The following is a 17,556-nucleotide window of genomic DNA, read 5'->3' on the forward strand; positions in this document are numbered from 1 at the left end:
TTAATTAGCCGGTTGCGCTTCTTTGGGTTCCTTGCCCACTGTATTGAGCAGGAATTTGCCGATCAGGTCTTCCAGCACCAGCGCCGACTGGGTGTCGTGGATGGTGCTGCCGTCTTTGAGAACCGCTTCTTCGCCGCCCACGCTGATGCCGATGTACTTCTCGCCCAGCAGGCCGGCGGTCAGGATCGAGGCAGTGGAGTCGGTCGGCAGGTTGTCGACGTTCTTGTCCAGCTGCAACGTGACCCGACCGGTGTACGAGTCGCGGTCCAGATCGATGGCCGTGACCTTGCCGATGGTCACACCAGCCATGGTCACTTTAGCTCTGACCGTCAAACCGGCGATATTGTCGAAGTAGGCATAAACTTTGTACGTGTCGCTGCTCGGGCTGGCCGACAGCCCGCTGACACGCAGGGCCAGCAGCAGCAGCGCCAGGATCCCGGCCAGGAGGAACAGGCCGACACCGATTTCCAGGGTGCGGTTTTGCATCAGAAATCTCCAAACATCAAGGCGGTCAGAATAAAGTCCAGACCCAGCACTGCCAACGAGGCATAGACTACGGTCTTGGTGGTGGCACGACTGATCCCTTCTGAGGTGGGCTCGCAGTCATACCCCTGGAATACGGCGATCCAGGTGACGACGAAGGCAAACACCAGGCTCTTGATCAGCCCGTTGATCACGTCGTCGGTGAAAGAAACGCTGTTCTGCATGTTGGCCCAGAACGAGCCTTCGTAGACGCCCAGCCAGTCGACCGCGACCCACGAGCCACCCCAGATACCCACCACGCTGAAGATCAGCGCCAGCAGCGGCAGCGAGATGAAGCCGGCCCACAGGCGTGGGGCGACGATGTACTTGAGCGGATCGACACCGATCATTTCCAGGCTCGACAGCTGCTCGGTGGACTTCATGTTGCCGATTTCGGCCGTCAGCGCGGAACCCGCACGGCCGGCGAACAGCAGGCCGGTCACCACTGGCCCGAGCTCACGCAGCAGGGTCAGGGCAACCATCTGCCCCACGGCCTGCTCCGAACCATAGCGGGCGAGGATGCTGTAGCCCTGCAGCGCCAGCACCATGCCGATGAACACCCCGGACACGACGATGATCGCCAACGACAGCACGCCAACCGAATAGAGCTGCTTGACCAGCAACTGGAAGCCGCCGCCGACACCACCTCGACCGCTCAGCGCGTGACCAAGGAACAGGCAGGAACGGCCCAGCACCGCCAGCACGTCGATGGCCGAGCGGCCAAACAGACGGATACGTTCGAGTAAGGATTTTCTGCGCATCAACGCGCCCCCAGCAAATCGGCGCGGTAGTCTGGCGCAGGGAAGTGGAAGGGTACCGGACCGTCCGGGTCGCCCTTCATGAACTGGCGGATACGCGGGTTGTCCGAGCCCATCAGTTCGGCGGGCGTGCCCTGCCCCAGCACCTGGCCATCACCCACCACATAGATGTAGTCGGCGATGCTGGCGGTTTCCGCCAGGTCGTGGGAAACCACGATGCTGGTGATACCCAGGGCGTCGTTGAGCAGACGGATCAGGCGGACCAGCACGCCCATGGCGATCGGGTCCTGGCCGACGAACGGCTCGTCGTACATGAGGATCTGCGGGTCGAGGGCAATCGCCCGGGCTAGCGCCACGCGGCGCTTCATGCCGCCGGAGAGCTCGTCGGGCATCAGGTCGATGGCACCGCGCAGGCCCACGGCCTGCAACTTCATCAGGACGATGTCACGAATCAGATCGTCCGGCAGCTCGGTGTGTACGCGCAGCGGGAAGGCGACGTTCTCGAAGACATCGAGGTCGGTGAACAGGGCGCCGCTCTGGAACAGCACGCCCATCTGCTTGCGTGCATCGAACAGGTCGCCACGCGACAACGCGGGCAGGTTCTGGCCATTGACCCAGACTTCACCGCTGGACGGCCGCAACTGTGCGCCCATCAGACGCAGCAATGTCGTCTTGCCGCACCCCGAGGGCCCCATGATACCGGTGACCTTGCCACGGGGAATGCGAATGTCCACGTTGCTGAAAATGCTGCGCGAACCACGCTTGAAGGTGACTCCCTTCAGCTCGACCGCGCAGGCGCTATCCACACTCATCTAGACTCCTTGCAATGCAGCCTCGTCTTCGTGGACGCCTGCCCTCATCTTGAAGGCACACTGGTCCCTGGCGGGCCGAACAGCGGCGAACTATAGCACCGCAGATGGCACGCCCCCAAGGCCGCAAATCCGGCTGTTCAGGCAGGCGACAGCCTTGCGTTGCTTTCTTACGACAATCGAATGGATGAGCCTTTCACACATTGCGGCTATAATCGCCGCCTTTTCATCAGGCATTGCGTTTTCGACATGAGCCAATCCAGCGAGCTGATCCAATCCGCCCAGCGCACCCTGCGCCTGGAACTCGAGGCTGTGCAGGCACTGCTGGCCCGCATCGACGGTGACTTCGTCAAGGCCTGCGAGCTGATCCTGGCGAGCAAGGGCCGGGTAGTCGTGGTCGGCATGGGCAAATCCGGGCATATCGGCAACAAGATCGCCGCCACCCTCGCCAGCACCGGCACGCCGGCATTTTTCGTGCACCCGGCCGAAGCCAGCCATGGCGACATGGGCATGATCACCCGTGACGATGTCATCCTTGCCCTGTCCAACTCGGGCAGCACCGCCGAGATCGTCACCCTGCTGCCGCTGATCAAGCGCCTGGGCATCCAGTTGATCAGCCTGACCGGCAACCCGGACTCGCCGCTGGCGCAGGCCGCCGAAGTCAACCTCGACGCCAGCGTCGCCCAGGAAGCCTGCCCGCTCAACCTGGCACCGACCTCCTCCACCACCGCCTCGCTGGCCCTGGGCGATGCACTGGCCATCGCCCTGCTGGAAGCGCGCGGGTTCACCGCCGAAGACTTCGCCTTCTCCCACCCCGGTGGGGCACTGGGCCGCCGCTTGTTGCTGAAGGTCGAGAACGTGATGCATGCCGGCGACGAACTGCCCCAGGTGCAGCGCGGCACCCTGCTCAAGGACGCGCTGATCGAAATGTCGCGCAAGGGCCTGGGCATGACCGTGGTACTGGAGCACGACGGCACGCTGGCCGGGATCTTCACCGACGGCGACCTGCGCCGCAGCCTTGATCGCAATATCGACGTGCACAAGACCCTCATCGACGAAGTCATGACCGTGCACGGCAAGACCGCCCGCGCCGAGATGCTCGCTGCCGAGGCGCTCAAAATCATGGAAGACCACAAGATCAGCGCACTTGTCGTTGTCGATCAGAGCGACCGGCCGACCGGCGCCCTGAACATGCACGACCTGCTGCGCGCCGGAGTGATGTAAATGAACCAGGACCTCATGCAACGCGCCAAGGCCATCAAGCTGGCGGTGTTCGACGTTGACGGCGTGCTCACCGATGGCCGCCTGTACTTCCTTGAAGACGGCAGCGAATTCAAGACCTTCAACACCCTCGACGGCCACGGCATCAAGATGCTCATGGCCGCAGGGGTCACCACGGCGATCATCAGCGGGCGCAAGACGCCGGTGGTCGAGCGCCGGGCGAAGAACCTCGGCATCCCGCACCTGTTCCAGGGGCGCGAGGACAAGCTGGTGGTGCTGGACGGCCTGCTTGCCGAACTCAATCTAAGCTACGAACAGGTGGCTTATCTGGGTGACGACCTGCCCGACCTGCCGGTGATTCGCCGAGTGGGCCTGGGCATGGCGGTAAGCAATGCCGCGCCGTTCGTTCGCCAGCATGCCCACGGCGTCACCCAGGCACGCGGCGGCGAGGGTGCCGCCCGCGAGTTCTGCGAACTGATCATGCAGGCCCAGGGTACCCTGGACGCTGCCAACGCCCACTACCTGTAAGGCCCCCCATGTTCAGCAAGAAGATCAGAAATTTCGCGCTGCTTGGCGTGATAGCCGCCGTGCTGGCGGCCGTCGGGTACTGGAACATCAGCCCCGAGAGCTTCCTCGACAAGCCGGTCGCGCAGACCGACGAGAGCGCCATCGACTACTACGCGATCAACGCTCACAGCGTGCAGTTCCTGCCTGACGGCAAGCTGCAATACGAAATGACCGCCGACAAGGTCGAGCACCTCAAGGCCAGCGAAGTCACTCTGGTGACCACACCCGACCTGCACATGTACCGCGGCACCGAGTACCCCTGGCATGTGCAGAGCACGCGCGCCGAGGTCAACCCGGACGGCACCGAAGTCGAATTGATCGACAACGTGCGGGTTGCCCGCACCGACGAAAAGCAACGTCAAACCATCATTACCAGCACACGCATGACCGTGTTCCCGCAGAAGCAATATGCGCAGACCGAGCAAGCCGTTAGAATCGACGGCGCCGGTGGCACGACTACGGGCAAAGGAATGAAAGCGTATTTGAAAGAAGGCAGGATGGACCTGCTCTCTAACGTAAGAGGACAGTATGAGGCTCGTTAAAACCATCCCCCTTCTGCTCAGCCTGGGCGTAGCACTGGGAAGCGCGAGCGCCTTCGCCCTGCCGAACGACCGTGACCAGCCAATTCGCATCCAGGCCGACAACGCGCACCTGGACGACAAGCAGGGTGTGGCCACCTACACCGGCGACGTGATCATCACCCAAGGTTCGATGATGATCAAAGGCAACACCGTGACCATGACCCGCGCCGCCAACGGCGACATCGACGTGGTCACCTCGGTGGGCAACCTGGCCTACTTCGAGCAGCAGCAGAGCGCTGCCAAGCCGGACAAGATGAAAGGCTGGGCCGTGACCATCCAGTACCAGGCGCAAAAAGAAATGGTCATCCTGACCGACCGCGCCAAGGTCGAGAACGAAGGCAACACCACCGAAGGCGAGAAGATCGTCTACAACACCAAAACCCAGGTGGCGACCGCCGGCCGCGGCGGCAACGTGACTGCACCACGTCAGCGCATCGACATGGTCATTCAACCGAAGAAAAAGGCCGAGTAAATGGCAACCCTCAAAGCCCAGCACCTGGCCAAGAGCTACAAAGGCCGGCAAGTCGTTCGCGACGTCAGCCTGTCCATCGACAGCGGCCAGATCGTCGGTTTGCTCGGCCCTAACGGCGCCGGCAAGACCACCTGCTTCTACATGATCGTCGGCCTGGTACAGGCCGATCAGGGCCGGGTACTGATCGACAGCCTCGACGTCAGCCACCAGCCCATGCACGGCCGCGCCCAATCCGGCATCGGCTACCTGCCGCAGGAAGCCTCGATCTTCCGCAAGCTGTCGGTGGCCGACAACATCATGGCCATCCTCGAGACCCGCAAGGACCTCGACCGCGACGGCCGGCGCAAGGAGCTGGAAAGCCTGCTGCAGGAATTCCACATCAGCCACATCCGCGACAACCTCGGCATGAGCCTTTCCGGTGGTGAACGCCGCCGTGTCGAAATCGCCCGCGCCCTGGCCACTGCGCCCAAGTTCATCCTGCTGGATGAACCGTTCGCCGGCGTCGACCCGATCTCGGTGGGCGACATCAAGCAGATCATCCACCACCTCAAGAACAAGGGGATCGGCGTGCTGATCACCGACCACAACGTTCGCGAGACGCTCGACATCTGTGAGACGGCCTACATCGTCAACGATGGTCAACTGATCGCCGAGGGCGACGCCGAGACCATCCTGGCCAACCAGTTGGTCAAGGAGGTCTACCTGGGTCACGAGTTCCGCCTCTGATCCAGGCCCGCCTGGAGCACTGGCGCACACGCCCGTTCAGGGCTTAAGTGTTACTGTGCTCTAGGCAAGCGCTAGAATTTCAGGCATACGAGTTGCATACGAACTTGCTTAAAATCGGCGCCCAGCGCCCTACAGGTAGTAGATGGCGCATGTGCGCCGGCTAACAAGGTATTAAGCCCCTGCCATGAAACCATCGCTCGTCCTAAAAATGGGCCAGCAACTGACGATGACCCCGCAGTTGCAACAGGCCATTCGTCTGCTTCAGCTTTCCACCCTGGACCTACAGCAGGAAATCCAGGAGGCGCTGGAATCCAATCCGATGCTCGAACGCCAGGAAGACGGCGACGACTTCGACAACAGCGACCCGATGGCGGACAACGCCGAAAGCAAACCGGTCGCCGAAGCCCAGGACACCAGCTTCCAGGAAACCACCGGCAACACCGAAACCCTGGAAGAAGGCGAGTGGGCCGAGCGCATCCCCAACGAGCTGCCTGTCGACACCGCCTGGGAAGACATCTACCAGACCAGCGCCAGCAGCCTGCCCAGCAACGATGATGACGAGTGGGACTTCACCACCCGCACGTCCGTGGGCGAGAGCCTGCAAAGCCACCTGCTCTGGCAGCTCAACCTCGCGCCGATGTCCGACACCGACAGGCTGATTGCCGTTACCCTGATCGACAGCATCAACGGCCAGGGCTACCTGGAAGATACCCTCGAAGAAATCTGCGCCGGCTTCGACCCTGAGCTCGACATCGAGCTGGACGAGGTAGAGGCGGTGCTGCACCGCATCCAGCAGTTCGAGCCCGCCGGCATCGGCGCCCGCTCCCTGGGTGAGTGCCTGTTGTTGCAACTGCGCCAGCTGCCGGCCTCGACGCCGTGGATGAGCGAAGCTCAGCGCCTGGTCAGCGACTATATCGACCTGCTCGGCAGCCGCGACTACAGCCAGCTCATGCGCCGCATGAAACTCAAGGAAGACGAACTGCGCCAAGTCATCGAGCTGGTGCAGACGCTCAATCCGCGCCCTGGCTCACAGATCGAGTCGAGCGAACCCGAATACGTGGTGCCGGACGTCATCGTGCGCAAGGACAACGAACGCTGGCTGGTCGAGCTCAACCAGGAAGCCGTGCCGCGCCTGCGGGTCAATCCGCAGTACGCAGGTTTCGTGCGTCGCGCCGACACCAGCGCCGACAACACCTTCATGCGCAACCAGTTGCAGGAAGCGCGCTGGTTCATCAAGAGCCTGCAAAGCCGCAACGAAACCCTGATGAAAGTGGCGACCCAGATCGTCGAACACCAGCGCGGCTTCCTTGATCACGGCGACGAGGCCATGAAGCCGCTGGTGCTGCACGACATCGCCGAGGCGGTGGGCATGCATGAGTCGACCATTTCCCGGGTCACCACACAGAAATACATGCACACGCCACGCGGCATCTACGAGCTCAAGTACTTTTTCTCGAGCCACGTGAGCACTGCCGAAGGCGGCGAATGCTCGTCCACGGCGATCCGCGCGATCATCAAGAAACTGGTCGCTGCGGAAAATCAGAAAAAGCCATTGAGTGACAGCAAGATCGCTGGTTTACTGGAGGCACAAGGCATCCAGGTAGCCCGTCGCACCGTCGCCAAGTACCGTGAATCGTTGGGCATCGCCCCTTCGAGTGAGCGCAAGCGACTGATGTAGCCCCTGGGTAAGCCATAGCGTTTCAGTGGCAGGTGCAATACCTGCCTCTTTATGCACGGGCAACAAAGGAGAAGCTGTATGCAAGTCAACATCAGTGGACAGCATGTAGAAGTCACCCAACCACTGCGCGATTACGTGCTCGAAAAGCTCGCCCGACTGGAGGGTCATTTCGACAAGATCACCAACGTGACGGTGATCATGAAAGTCGAGAAGCTGCAGCAAAAGGTTGAAGCCACGCTCCAGATACCCGGTGGCGAAGTTGTTGCCAATGCCGAACACCAAGACATGTATGCCGCGATCGACGCGCTTGCCGACAAGCTCGACCGCCAACTGAAAAAACACAAGGAAAAACAGCAAAGCCTGCTGCAAGGCGCAGCCGCCCGCTGATCCCCCTCATCCATGATCCGACTTGAAACCATCCTGACCCCCGGCCGTTCACTCGTGAACGTGCCGGGCGGCAGTAAGAAGCGCGCCCTCGAAAAGGTCGCCACTGTAATTGCCGAGCAAATCCCAGAGCTCGAGATGCAAGACGTCTTCGAGAAGCTGATTGCCCGCGAAAAGCTCGGCTCCACCGGTTTTGGCAATGGCATCGCCATTCCCCACTGCAGGCTCGAGGGTTGCTCAGCGCCCGTCAGTGCCCTGCTGCACCTGGAAGCTCCCATCGATTACGACGCCATCGATGGCGCGCCCGTGGACCTGCTGTTCGTCCTGCTGGTCCCCGAAGCCGCGACCGATGCGCACCTTGAATTGCTGCGCCAGATCGCCAGCATGCTCGATCGCGAGGATGTGCGTAAGCGCCTGCGTGCTGCCAACAGCAACGAAGCGCTCTACCAGGTGGTCCTGGACGTCCAGAACGAGGCCTGAACATGCGCCTGATCATCGTCAGCGGCCGCTCCGGCTCGGGTAAAAGCACCGCCCTCGACGTGCTGGAAGACAATGGCTACTACTGCATCGACAACCTGCCTGCCGGGTTGTTGCCGCAGTTGGCGGAAAACGCGCTGATCAACACCGAGTTGCAACAGCCCAAAGTGGCTGTCTCCATCGATGCGCGCAACCTGCCCAGCCACCTGACGCGCTTCCCCGAACTGCTGGAAGAGGCACGTTCCCGGCATATCCAGTGCGATGTGCTGTATCTGGACGCTGACGAAGAAACCCTGCTCAAGCGCTTTTCCGAGACCCGCCGCCGCCACCCGCTGACCAACGCCAACCGTTCGCTGGCCGAGGCCATCCGGGTAGAAAGCGAGCTGCTGGGCCCCATCGCTGACCTGGCCGACCTGAAGATCGACACCACCCGGCTGAACCTCTACCAACTGCGCGACTCGATCAAGCTGCGGCTGCTCAACCAGCCCGAGCCCGGCACCGCCTTTCTGGTCGAATCCTTCGGTTTCAAGCGAGGCATGCCAGTGGATGCCGATGTGGTATTCGACGTGCGCTGCCTGCCCAACCCTTATTGGAAGCCGGAACTTCGTGACCACTCCGGGCTCGAACAGCCGGTGATCGACTACCTGGCCGCCCAGCCGGACGTCGACGAGATGTTCCAGGACATCTCCAGCTACTTGCTTAAATGGCTGCCCCGCTTCGCCGCCAGCAACCGCGCCTATGTCACCATCGCCATCGGCTGCACTGGCGGCCATCACCGCTCGGTGTACATCACCGAACGGCTCGGCCAGTTGCTCCAGCAATCCCTGAAAAATGTCCAGGTCCGCCACCGCGACCTCTAGCCCACAGGATCCGCCACACGATGCCCGCCCGCGAAATAACCATCATCAATAAGCTGGGCCTGCATGCCCGCGCGGCAGCCAAGTTCGTCGGCGTGGCCGGGCGCTTCCCCTGCCAGGTGCGGGTCGGCCGCGCACCGGACAAACTGGTGGACGGCAAGAGCATCATGGCGGTGATGATGCTCGCCGCCGGGAAGGGCACCCAGGTGCATCTGCTCACCGAAGGCGAGCAGGACAACGACGCCCTCGAAGCGCTGGTGGCGCTGATCAACAACTTCTTCGACGAAGGCGAGTAACCCTCCCCGCGTAACATCCGCTACCAATTGTCGGTGTGAACAATCCTGCGATTGTCTCTATACCAATATAGGTATAGATTCGAGGCGATCTCATGGAAGCGATCAAGAATGTCAAACGCCTGTTCTGGGTTGGTAGCTCCCGAAAGGATATCCAGGCACTCCCGGCTGATGTCCAAGATGTGTTCGGTTTTGCTCTGTATCAGGCTCAGGAAGGCGGCAAGCACTGGCAGGCAAAGGTGCTTAAAGGGTTTTCAGGCGGCGGCGTGCTCGAGGTGGTCGAAGACCATCACGGCGACACCTATCGTGCGGTCTACACCATCAGCCTGGTCGACGCGGTTTACGTGCTGCACTGTTTCCAGCAGAAATCCCGCAGCGGCATCAAAACCTCAAGGCATGACGTGGATTTGATTCATGCCCGCCTGAAACTGGCACAGGCTCACTCGAAGGGGAAAACACATGATTGAAATCGAAGAAGGCACAGACAACGTCTATGCCGACCTGCACCTTGCCGACGCCAGCGAGATGCTGGTCAAGGCCTGCCTGGCCAGCAAGATCTGCAGCATCATCAAGGCACGCCAGCTCACTCAACTACAGGCCGCTGAGCTGCTCGGCCTGAGCCAACCCAAGGTCTCCGCCCTGACCCGCGGCAAATTCCGTGGCATCAGCGAAAGCAAGATGATCGATTGCCTCGCCCGCCTGGGCCGGGACATACAGATCGTGGTCAAGGAAGCCCCCAAGACCCGGCGCGAAGGCCGGGTGGAAGTGATTTTCGCCTGACACTCAGGACATCGCCGTATCCATCACCATCATCAGACAGAAGCCCACGCACAACCCCAGGCTCGCCAGGCGGTGATGTCCGTTGCTGCGTGATTCGGGGATGATTTCCTGGGTCACCACCAGCAGCATCGCTCCCGCCGCGCAGGCCAGGCCCAGTGGCAGCAGCAGTTCGGCGATGTTCACCAGCCAGGCGCAGATGACCGCCGCCAGCGGCTCGACCAGCCCGGACGCAGCGCCAATCAGGAATGCCTTGAAGCGCGGCATCCCGGCCCCCGCCAACACCAGGGCAATCACCAGCCCCTCCGGCACATCCTGCAGGGCAATGCCCATGGCCAGGCTGTCGGCATCGGCCATGCCGCCCCCGGCAGACACACCAATGGCCATGCCTTCGGGAATGTTGTGGGCGATGATGGCAATGACGAACAGCCAGATTCGCGCAGCGATCACCGGCTGCTGCCCGGTACCGACCAGCGCTTCGGGGGACGCCCCGGAAACCCTGAGATCGACCAGGAACAGGCACAACGCCCCGAACAGCAGGCCGCCGCTGATCAAGCCACCGGCGCCCCAGGGGCTGTAGCCGATGGCCTGGGCCGCCTCCAGCCCCGGGATGATCAACGAGAACGCGGTGGCGGCCAACATCACCCCGGCGCCAAAGCCAAGCAAGGTGTCGGCCAGCGCCACAGGCATGTTGCGAATCACCAGCACCGGTACCGCGCCCAATGCCGTGCCCAGTGCGCACAGTGCACCGCCCTCCAGGGCACGCAACATGCGCGGTTCCAGGTCCAGCCAGGCGATGCCGCGCGCCACCAGCAGCGCGGTGCCAACCAGCAACAGCAAGGTCCCAAGCGCCAGGCGGAACAGGCGCACACTGCTGACAGACATCACCTCGGAGCGCATACCGGTTCGACTCACTTCAGGGTTTCAAGGTAGCGGCGTTCCACTTCGGCCCAGTCGACCACGTTGTAGAAAGCACCAATGTATTCCGGGCGACGGTTCTGGTACTTCAGGTAGTAGGCATGCTCCCACACGTCGAGCCCCAGGATAGGCGTGTTGCCGTGCATCAGCGGGCTGTCCTGGTTGCCACTGCTTTCCACCACCAGTGTTTTCGCCGGCGTGACGCTGAGCCAGGCCCAGCCACTGCCGAAGCGGCTCAGCGCGGCCTTGGTGAACGCGTCCTTGAATGCCTCGAAACCACCCAGCTGGGCATCGATGGCCTTGGCCACCTCGCCCTGTGGTTCGCCTCCGCCCTTGGGCGACATGACGGTCCAGAACAGGGTGTGGTTGGCGTGGCCGCCGCCTTGGTTGATCACTGCCCCTTGCAGCTTCTCGGGCAACTGCTTGACCGCGCCAACCAACCGCTCCACCGGCCATTCGGCCCACTCGGTGCCCTCGATGGCGGCGTTGAGGTTGTTGATGTAGGTCTGGTGGTGCTTGCTGTGGTGGATCTCCATGGTCTGGGTATCGATGTGCGGCTCCAGCGCATCGTAGGCATAAGGCAGTGCAGGCAAGGTATGGGGCATGTCAGTGGATTCCATGAGCAGATGTACGAAGCGTGAGGTCCGCTTGTGCGACCAGTTCACTGGCAGCCGGCGCCTGGCGATTGAGCAGGCGCTCGGTGCGCGGGTACTGGCCATAGTCGGCGATGAAACTCAGCAACTCGGTGTAGGTGCGTGCGCTGTGGCGCAGCGCGGCATCGCGCAACGCCTGGGGCAGACGTTGCTCCTGGCTGGCCTGGAGCAATGCCTGGTGCGCAGCGCACAGGTAGTCGGCGCTTTCGTGCGGCTGGTTCAGCCGCAGGTGTAGGTCGGCCAGGTTGTGATGGGCGACGACCAGCGCGGCCACCGCCTCATCGACGTCATGCCAGCGCTCGAACAGCACCTGGGCCAAGGCCAGCGCTTGCAGGTAGTGTTCCCGGGCATCGACCAGCTCGCCCTGGTCGAACAGGCGATTGGCGTTTTGCGTGGTGCGTCTCCAGTGCTGCATGACGTGCCTCCTGGGCAGCCTTGGCTCAGATGCCGCCGGCGGTGAGTTTTTCCGGATCCAGCAGCGCTTCGAGCTGGTCGCGGGACAGGTCGGTGTGCTCCAGCGCCACGTCGATGACCGGGCGCCCCTGCTTGTAGGCGGTCTTGGCGATTTCGGCAGCCTTGAGGTAACCGATGATCGGGTTCAACGCGGTGACCAGGATCGGGTTGCGCGACAACGCTTCCTTGAGCTTGCCTTCGTTGACCTTGAAGGTCGCGATAGCCTTGTCGGCCAACAGGCGGCTGACGTTGGCCATCAGTTCGATGCTTTCCAGCAGGTTGCGGGCGATCACCGGCAGCATCACGTTGAGCTCGAAGTTGCCCGACTGCCCCGCCACGGCGATGGTGGCGTCGTTGCCGATCACCTGGGCTGCAACCATCGCGGTAGCCTCCGGGATCACCGGGTTGACCTTGCCCGGCATGATCGACGAACCCGGCTGCAGGCCCTGCAGTTCGATTTCACCGAGGCCGGCCAGCGGGCCGGAGTTCATCCAGCGCAGGTCGTTGGCGATCTTCATCAGCGCCACCGCGGTGGTCTTGAGCTGGCCGGACAACGCCACGGCGGTGTCCTGGGAGCCGATCAGAGCGAACAGGTTCTGGCCTGGGGTGAACTCGACCTTGGTCAGGCCACTGAGCTGGCGAGCGAAGCCAGCCGCGAACTGCGGATGGGCATTGATCCCGGTGCCGACCGCGGTGCCACCCTGGGCCAGCGCCTGCACGCTTGGCAGCGTGGCCTCGACATGGGCCTGGGCGCCTTTGATCTGCGCCGCCCAACCATCGAGCACCTGGCTCATGCGCACCGGCATGGCATCCATCAGGTGGGTGCGGCCGGTCTTGACGTACTTGTGCACTTCGACGGCTTTGCTCTCGATCACCTGCGTCAGGTGACGCAAGGCCGGCAGCAACTGCTCATGCAGGGCCAGGGCGGCGCTGACGTGGATGGTGGTGGGGATGATGTCGTTGCTGCTCTGGCCGCAATTGACGTGGTCGTTGGCATTGACCTGCTCGCCAAGCACGCGGCTGGCCAGGGTGGCGATCACCTCGTTGGCGTTCATGTTCGAACTGGTGCCGGAGCCGGTCTGGAACACATCGACCGGGAAGTGCTGGATGAAATCCTCGGCCAGCAGTTGCTCCACGGCCTTGACGATTGCCCCGCCCTGCTCCGGGCTCAGTTGCTGCAGTTCGACGTTGGCCTTGGCCGCGGCCGCCTTGGCCAGCAGCAGGGCGCGGATGAACTGGGCCGGCATCGGCTTGCCGCTGACCGGGAAGTTGTCGACCGCGCGCTGGGTCTGGGCGCCGTACAGGGCCTGGGCCGGCACCTGCAGTTCACCCATGCTGTCACGCTCGATACGGGTATCACTCATCTTCAAGTCCTTGCATCAGTTCTTCGGGAGAAATCGACGGCAACAGCACACAGGTGGCCAGTTGCATCGCAAAGGGTTGCCAGCGCTCGTTGTGCGCCTGGCGATCGAGGTTGCGCAGGTCGAGCAACGGGCGCCATGCCTGGTCGAGGCACAGGCAGCGCCAGTGCCAGGGCAGCATGCGGTCGCAGGCGGTATCCAGCAGCAGGCGGAAAGAGGTCATTGCCACCGTCCAGGGCGAGGTCTCGGTGCAGCACACCAGGTAACGGCCTTCGGCCAGGTAGTGCTCGATCAGGCGTGGCTCGTCAGGCGCCAGGGCGCAACGAATACGCCGGCTGAGCCAGCGCCAGTTTTCCAGGTAGGGCAGTTCGTGGAGGACGGTTTTCATGAAGATCATCGCCGGGTGACTGGGTAATGATATTCATTATTAATTGATAAATAGAATCAATTCAAGCTAACCAAAAGGCAAATAAAAACCCGGCGCGATGGCCGGGTCGGGGTACAGAGGATGCTGACAGCGTGGGAGCGGCGGTGCGCCGCTCCCACAAAGGTGCCGCGCAGGCTTTTGAGTCAGCTACCCGCCACCGTCATCCGCTCGATCAATACCGAGCCACTGTGGATATTGCTACGGGTTTCGATATCGCTGCCAATCGCCACAATTTGCTGGAACATGTCTTTCATATTGCCGGCGATGGTCACTTCCTGCACCGCATGCTGGATCTCGCCGTTCTCGACCCAGAAGCCCGCCGCACCACGGGAATAGTCGCCGGTGACCATGTTCAGGCCATGCCCCATCAGCTCGGTCACCAGCAGACCGCGCCCCATGCGACGGATCAACGCCGCCTGGTCCTCGACCCCATGGGTGACGAACAGGTTGTGCACACCGCCGGAGTTGGCGGTGCTCGGCAGCCCCAGCTTGCGCCCGGAATAAGTGCCGAGGATGTAGGAGACCAGCTCACCCTTGTCGACGAACGGCTTGGCGTAGGTAGCCAGACCATCACCGTCGAACGAGGCACTGCCCAGCGCTCGCGGAATGTGCGGGCGCTCGTCCAGGGTCAGCCAGGTGGGGAACAGGCGCTGGCCAAGGGTGCCTTCGAGGAACGACGACTTGCGGTACAGGTTGCCGCCGGAGATCGCCGACAGGAAGCTGCCGAACAGCCCGCCCGCCAGCTCGGCGCTGAACAGCACCGGCACTTCGCAGGTCGGCACCGGTCGGGCCCCCAGGCGGCTGGCGGCGCGCTGGGCGGCCCGCACGCCAATGCTGCTCGGGTCGGCCAGCAAATGGCCCTGGCGATTGACGTCGTACCAGTAGTCACGCTGCATCTGCCCGTCGCCCTCGGCGATCATCACGCAGCTCAGGCTGTGGCGGGTGGAGGCGTAGCCGCCGATGAAGCCATGGCTGTTACCGTAAACCCGTACACCTTGGTGGGTATTGAGGGTGGTGCCATCGGCATTGAGGATGCGCTTGTCGGCATCGAAGGCGGCAGCCTCGCAGGCCAACGCCATCTCGATGGCCTTTTCCGGCTCGATGTCCCAATCGTGGTACAGATCGAGGTCGGGCAGCTCCCGGGCCATCAGCGCCGCATCGGCCAGGCCCGAGCATTCGTCTTCGGAAGTATGCTTGGCGATGGCCAGTGCCGCCGCGACGGTCTCACGGATCGCCTCAGGGCCGCTGGCCGAGGTGCTGGCCGAGCCCTTGCGCTGGCCAACGTAGAGGGTGATGCCGAAGCCCTGGTCGCGGTTGAACTCGACGGTCTCGACTTCGCGCTGGCGCACGCTGGTGGACAGGCCCTGCTCCAGCGACACCGCCACTTCGCAGGCGCTGGCACCCTGGCGGCGCGCTTCGGCGACGATCGCTTCGACCTGTTCCTGCAACGCCGGCAGGTCCTTGGGGCCTACGCTCTGGACTGCACTCATGGTTCTCTCCACTGAAAATTCTGCGTACGGCTTGGGTCATTCTACGACCGGGCCGGACAAGCGGCCCCGACTGGTTATCATGGCGGCGATTTCTTGCGGACGGCCCCCATGGTTGATTCTTACGACGACGCCTTCGATGGCGAAAAAAGCAAAACCCAGATCAAGCGCGAGCTGCATGCGCTGGTCGAACTCGGTGAGCGCCTCACCACCCTCAAGGCCGACACCCTGGCGCGCCTGCCGCTGACCGACGAGCTGCGCAAGGCGCTGGCCGAGGCCAGCAAGCACGTAGCGCACGGTGCCCGTAAACGCCACATGTCGTTCGTCGGCAAGTTGATGCGCGTGCAGGACCTGGACGCCATCCATGCCGTGCTCGACCAGATCGACAGCTCGACCCGTCAGTACAACGAGCGCTTCCACAACCTGGAGCGCTGGCGCGACCGCCTGATCGACGGCAACGACGAGGACCTCGAGCGCTTCGTCAACGAGTACCCCGACACCGACCGCCAGCAACTGCGCTCGCTGATCCGTCATGCCCAGCACGAGAAGGCGCGGAACAAGCCGCCTGCTGCCATGCGTAAAGTGTTCAAGTACATCCGCGAGCTCGACGAGTCCCAGCGCGGCCTGCGCTGAGCCCATCGCGGGGCAAGCCCGCTCCCACAAACGTGGGAGCGGGCCTGCCCCGCGATCGTTCATCAAGCGCCCGTACCGCCCACGGTAATGGCGTCCAGCTTCAGGGTCGGCTGGCCCACTCCCACCGGCACCGACTGCCCATCCTTCCCGCACGTCCCCACGCCGCTGTCCAGTGCCAGGTCATTGCCGACCATCGACACCCGGCTCATCGCCTCCGGGCCATTGCCGATCAACGTGGCGCCCTTGACCGGCGCGGTGATCTTGCCGTCCTCGATCAGGTAGGCCTCGCTGGTGGAGAACACGAACTTGCCGCTGGTGATGTCCACCTGGCCACCGCCGAGGTTGGCGCAATAGATGCCCTTCTTCACCGAGGCGATGATCTCCTGCGGGTCGCTGTCGCCAGCACGCATGTAGGTGTTGGTCATGCGCGGCATCGGCAGGTGGGCGTAGGATTCGCGACGGCCGTTACCGGTCACCGCCATGCCCATCAGGCGGGCGTTTAGCTTGTCCTGCATGTAGCCCTTGAGGATGCCGTTCTCGATCAGCGTGGTGCACTCGGTCGGGGTGCCTTCGTCATCGACGCTCAGCGAACCGCGGCGCCCTTCCAGGGTGCCGTCGTCGACGATGGTGCACAGGCTCGACGCCACTTGCTCGCCGATGCGCCCGCTGAACGCCGAGCTGCCCTTGCGGTTGAAGTCGCCTTCCAGGCCATGGCCGACCGCTTCATGCAGCAGCACGCCGGACCAGCCCGAGCCGAGCACCACCGGCAGGGTACCGGCCGGAGCAGGGATCGCTTCAAGGTTGACCAGCGCCTGGCGCAGCGCTTCGCGGGCATAGCCCATCACCCGATCTTCGGTGAAATAGCGGTAGTCGGTACGCCCGCCACCGCCCTGCCCGCCGCGCTCGCGACGGCCGTTCTGCTCGACGATCACGCTGACGTTGAAACGCACCAGCGGCCGAATGTCGGCAGCCAGACTGCCGTCGGCGGCGGCAATCAGAATGCGCTCCCACACCCCGGCCATGCTCACGCTGACTTGCTGGATCCGCGGATCGAGCGCACGGGTGGCGGCGTCGACGCGCTTGAGCAACTCGACCTTCTCGGCACGGCTGAGCACGTCCAGAGGGTTGTCCGGTGCGTACAGCGCGGTCACGTCCTGGCTGCGGAAGGCCTGCACCGTGCCGTTCTGCCCGGCGCGGGAGATCGAGCGGGCGGCGCGGGCGGCCGAGGTCAGGGCTTCAAGGTTGATCGCGTTGCTGTAGGCAAAGCCGGTTTTCTCACCGGACTGGGCACGCACGCCCACGCCTTGGTCGAGGTTGAAGCTGCCTTCTTTGACGATGCCATCTTCCAGCGCCCAGGTTTCCGAAATCTGGCCCTGGAAATACAGGTCTGCCGCGTCGATACCGGGGCCCGCCAACTCGCCGAGCACCGTCTGCAAGCTGTCGAGGGTCAATCCGCCCGGGGCCAGGAGCTGCTCACTGACGGTGGATAACATCTGGCTCAT

At 63.0% G+C, this 17,556-nt stretch carries 23 protein-coding genes; 13 read left to right on the top strand and 10 right to left on the bottom strand.

The genetic code is table 11. From position 1 onward, the window contains the following. Genes mlaD through LOY51_RS21655 form a run of 3 tightly spaced genes read right to left on the bottom strand, consistent with a single transcriptional unit; the run spans window position 1 to window position 2,092 of the window. Window positions 1–486 carry an outer membrane lipid asymmetry maintenance protein MlaD gene (gene mlaD / locus LOY51_RS21645; protein ID WP_110993423.1) on the bottom strand — a complete coding sequence of 162 codons (486 nt, stop codon included), beginning with the start codon at window positions 484–486 and terminating at the stop codon, window positions 1–3. Next, complete coding sequence (gene mlaE / locus LOY51_RS21650; protein ID WP_110993424.1) at window positions 486–1,283, bottom strand: lipid asymmetry maintenance ABC transporter permease subunit MlaE; 798 nt, start codon at window positions 1,281–1,283, stop codon at window positions 486–488. Before mlaE ends, mlaD begins: the two co-directional genes overlap by 1 nt. After that, a complete protein-coding gene (locus LOY51_RS21655; protein WP_110993425.1) occupies window positions 1,283–2,092 on the bottom strand; it encodes an ATP-binding cassette domain-containing protein in 810 nt (269 codons plus the stop codon). Before LOY51_RS21655 ends, mlaE begins: the two co-directional genes overlap by 1 nt. Before the next feature lie 246 nt (window positions 2,093–2,338). On the opposite strand from LOY51_RS21655, the gene LOY51_RS21660 reads away from it, so the two are divergent. From LOY51_RS21660 to LOY51_RS21715, 12 genes are all read left to right on the top strand, one after another. After that, window positions 2,339–3,313 (top strand): KpsF/GutQ family sugar-phosphate isomerase, encoded by a 975-nt coding sequence (locus LOY51_RS21660; RefSeq protein ID WP_125465338.1) that lies wholly within the window; start codon window positions 2,339–2,341, stop codon window positions 3,311–3,313. Next, window positions 3,314–3,838 (top strand): KdsC family phosphatase, encoded by a 525-nt coding sequence (locus tag LOY51_RS21665; protein WP_125465339.1) that lies wholly within the window; start codon window positions 3,314–3,316, stop codon window positions 3,836–3,838. Window positions 3,839–3,846: 8 nt separating this feature from the next. Next, window positions 3,847–4,419, top strand: a complete 573-nt coding sequence (lptC, locus tag LOY51_RS21670) for an LPS export ABC transporter periplasmic protein LptC (protein WP_125465340.1) — start codon at window positions 3,847–3,849, stop codon at window positions 4,417–4,419. After that, window positions 4,406–4,930: a lipopolysaccharide transport periplasmic protein LptA gene (lptA, locus tag LOY51_RS21675; protein ID WP_258643005.1), complete on the top strand. Its 525-nt coding sequence runs from the start codon at window positions 4,406–4,408 to the stop codon at window positions 4,928–4,930. The genes lptC and lptA overlap by 14 nt, the downstream gene beginning before the upstream one ends. Continuing rightward, complete coding sequence (gene lptB, locus LOY51_RS21680) at window positions 4,931–5,656, top strand: LPS export ABC transporter ATP-binding protein (RefSeq protein ID WP_110993430.1); 726 nt, start codon at window positions 4,931–4,933, stop codon at window positions 5,654–5,656. It begins immediately after the preceding gene. Between the two features lie 184 nt (window positions 5,657–5,840). Beyond that, window positions 5,841–7,334 (top strand): RNA polymerase factor sigma-54, encoded by a 1,494-nt coding sequence (locus LOY51_RS21685; RefSeq protein WP_125860080.1) that lies wholly within the window; start codon window positions 5,841–5,843, stop codon window positions 7,332–7,334. 78 nt (window positions 7,335–7,412) lie between these two features. Further along, window positions 7,413–7,721: a ribosome hibernation-promoting factor, HPF/YfiA family gene (gene hpf / locus LOY51_RS21690; RefSeq protein WP_110993432.1), complete on the top strand. Its 309-nt coding sequence runs from the start codon at window positions 7,413–7,415 to the stop codon at window positions 7,719–7,721. A 12-nt stretch (window positions 7,722–7,733) separates the two neighbouring features. Then, a complete protein-coding gene (gene ptsN, locus LOY51_RS21695) occupies window positions 7,734–8,198 on the top strand; it encodes a PTS IIA-like nitrogen regulatory protein PtsN (RefSeq protein ID WP_110993433.1) in 465 nt (154 codons plus the stop codon). Between the two features lie 2 nt (window positions 8,199–8,200). Continuing rightward, window positions 8,201–9,055 carry an RNase adapter RapZ gene (rapZ, locus tag LOY51_RS21700; RefSeq protein ID WP_125860081.1) on the top strand — a complete coding sequence of 285 codons (855 nt, stop codon included), beginning with the start codon at window positions 8,201–8,203 and terminating at the stop codon, window positions 9,053–9,055. Between the two features lie 20 nt (window positions 9,056–9,075). Then, on the top strand, window positions 9,076–9,348 hold the full coding sequence (locus LOY51_RS21705; RefSeq protein ID WP_125860083.1) for an HPr family phosphocarrier protein: 273 nt from the start codon (window positions 9,076–9,078) through the stop codon (window positions 9,346–9,348). Window positions 9,349–9,440: 92 nt separating this feature from the next. Next, window positions 9,441–9,812 (top strand): type II toxin-antitoxin system RelE/ParE family toxin, encoded by a 372-nt coding sequence (locus LOY51_RS21710; RefSeq protein WP_258643011.1) that lies wholly within the window; start codon window positions 9,441–9,443, stop codon window positions 9,810–9,812. Further along, window positions 9,805–10,125, top strand: coding sequence for a helix-turn-helix domain-containing protein (locus LOY51_RS21715; RefSeq protein ID WP_125860088.1), 321 nt, complete (start codon window positions 9,805–9,807; stop codon window positions 10,123–10,125). Before LOY51_RS21710 ends, LOY51_RS21715 begins: the two co-directional genes overlap by 8 nt. A gap of 3 nt (window positions 10,126–10,128) precedes the next feature. On the opposite strand, the gene LOY51_RS21720 is transcribed toward LOY51_RS21715, so the two are convergent. The 6 genes from LOY51_RS21720 to pmbA all read right to left on the bottom strand — a co-directional run bounded on the left by LOY51_RS21720 (window position 10,129) and on the right by pmbA (window position 15,424). Further along, window positions 10,129–11,022, bottom strand: coding sequence for a ZIP family metal transporter (locus LOY51_RS21720; RefSeq protein WP_125861410.1), 894 nt, complete (start codon window positions 11,020–11,022; stop codon window positions 10,129–10,131). Window positions 11,023–11,033: 11 nt separating this feature from the next. After that, a complete protein-coding gene (locus LOY51_RS21725) occupies window positions 11,034–11,645 on the bottom strand; it encodes a superoxide dismutase (protein WP_125860090.1) in 612 nt (203 codons plus the stop codon). Window position 11,646: 1 nt separating this feature from the next. After that, on the bottom strand, window positions 11,647–12,108 hold the full coding sequence (locus tag LOY51_RS21730) for a DUF2753 family protein (protein WP_125860092.1): 462 nt from the start codon (window positions 12,106–12,108) through the stop codon (window positions 11,647–11,649). A gap of 25 nt (window positions 12,109–12,133) precedes the next feature. Continuing rightward, window positions 12,134–13,510 carry a class II fumarate hydratase gene (locus LOY51_RS21735; RefSeq protein ID WP_125860094.1) on the bottom strand — a complete coding sequence of 459 codons (1,377 nt, stop codon included), beginning with the start codon at window positions 13,508–13,510 and terminating at the stop codon, window positions 12,134–12,136. Next, window positions 13,503–13,904, bottom strand: a complete 402-nt coding sequence (locus LOY51_RS21740; RefSeq protein ID WP_125860096.1) for a FagA protein — start codon at window positions 13,902–13,904, stop codon at window positions 13,503–13,505. The genes LOY51_RS21735 and LOY51_RS21740 overlap by 8 nt, the downstream gene beginning before the upstream one ends. Before the next feature lie 173 nt (window positions 13,905–14,077). Next, window positions 14,078–15,424 (bottom strand): metalloprotease PmbA, encoded by a 1,347-nt coding sequence (gene pmbA / locus LOY51_RS21745; protein ID WP_125860098.1) that lies wholly within the window; start codon window positions 15,422–15,424, stop codon window positions 14,078–14,080. A gap of 108 nt (window positions 15,425–15,532) precedes the next feature. Between pmbA and yjgA the strand changes: the two genes are divergently transcribed. Next, window positions 15,533–16,054 (top strand): ribosome biogenesis factor YjgA, encoded by a 522-nt coding sequence (gene yjgA / locus LOY51_RS21750; protein WP_125465349.1) that lies wholly within the window; start codon window positions 15,533–15,535, stop codon window positions 16,052–16,054. A 62-nt stretch (window positions 16,055–16,116) separates the two neighbouring features. Here yjgA and tldD read toward each other — a convergent pair whose 3' ends face one another. Further along, window positions 16,117–17,556, bottom strand: a complete 1,440-nt coding sequence (gene tldD, locus LOY51_RS21755; RefSeq protein WP_258643015.1) for a metalloprotease TldD — start codon at window positions 17,554–17,556, stop codon at window positions 16,117–16,119.

The organism is Pseudomonas sichuanensis (genome assembly GCF_024749065.1).
Lineage (GTDB): Bacteria > Pseudomonadota > Gammaproteobacteria > Pseudomonadales > Pseudomonadaceae > Aquipseudomonas > Aquipseudomonas sichuanensis.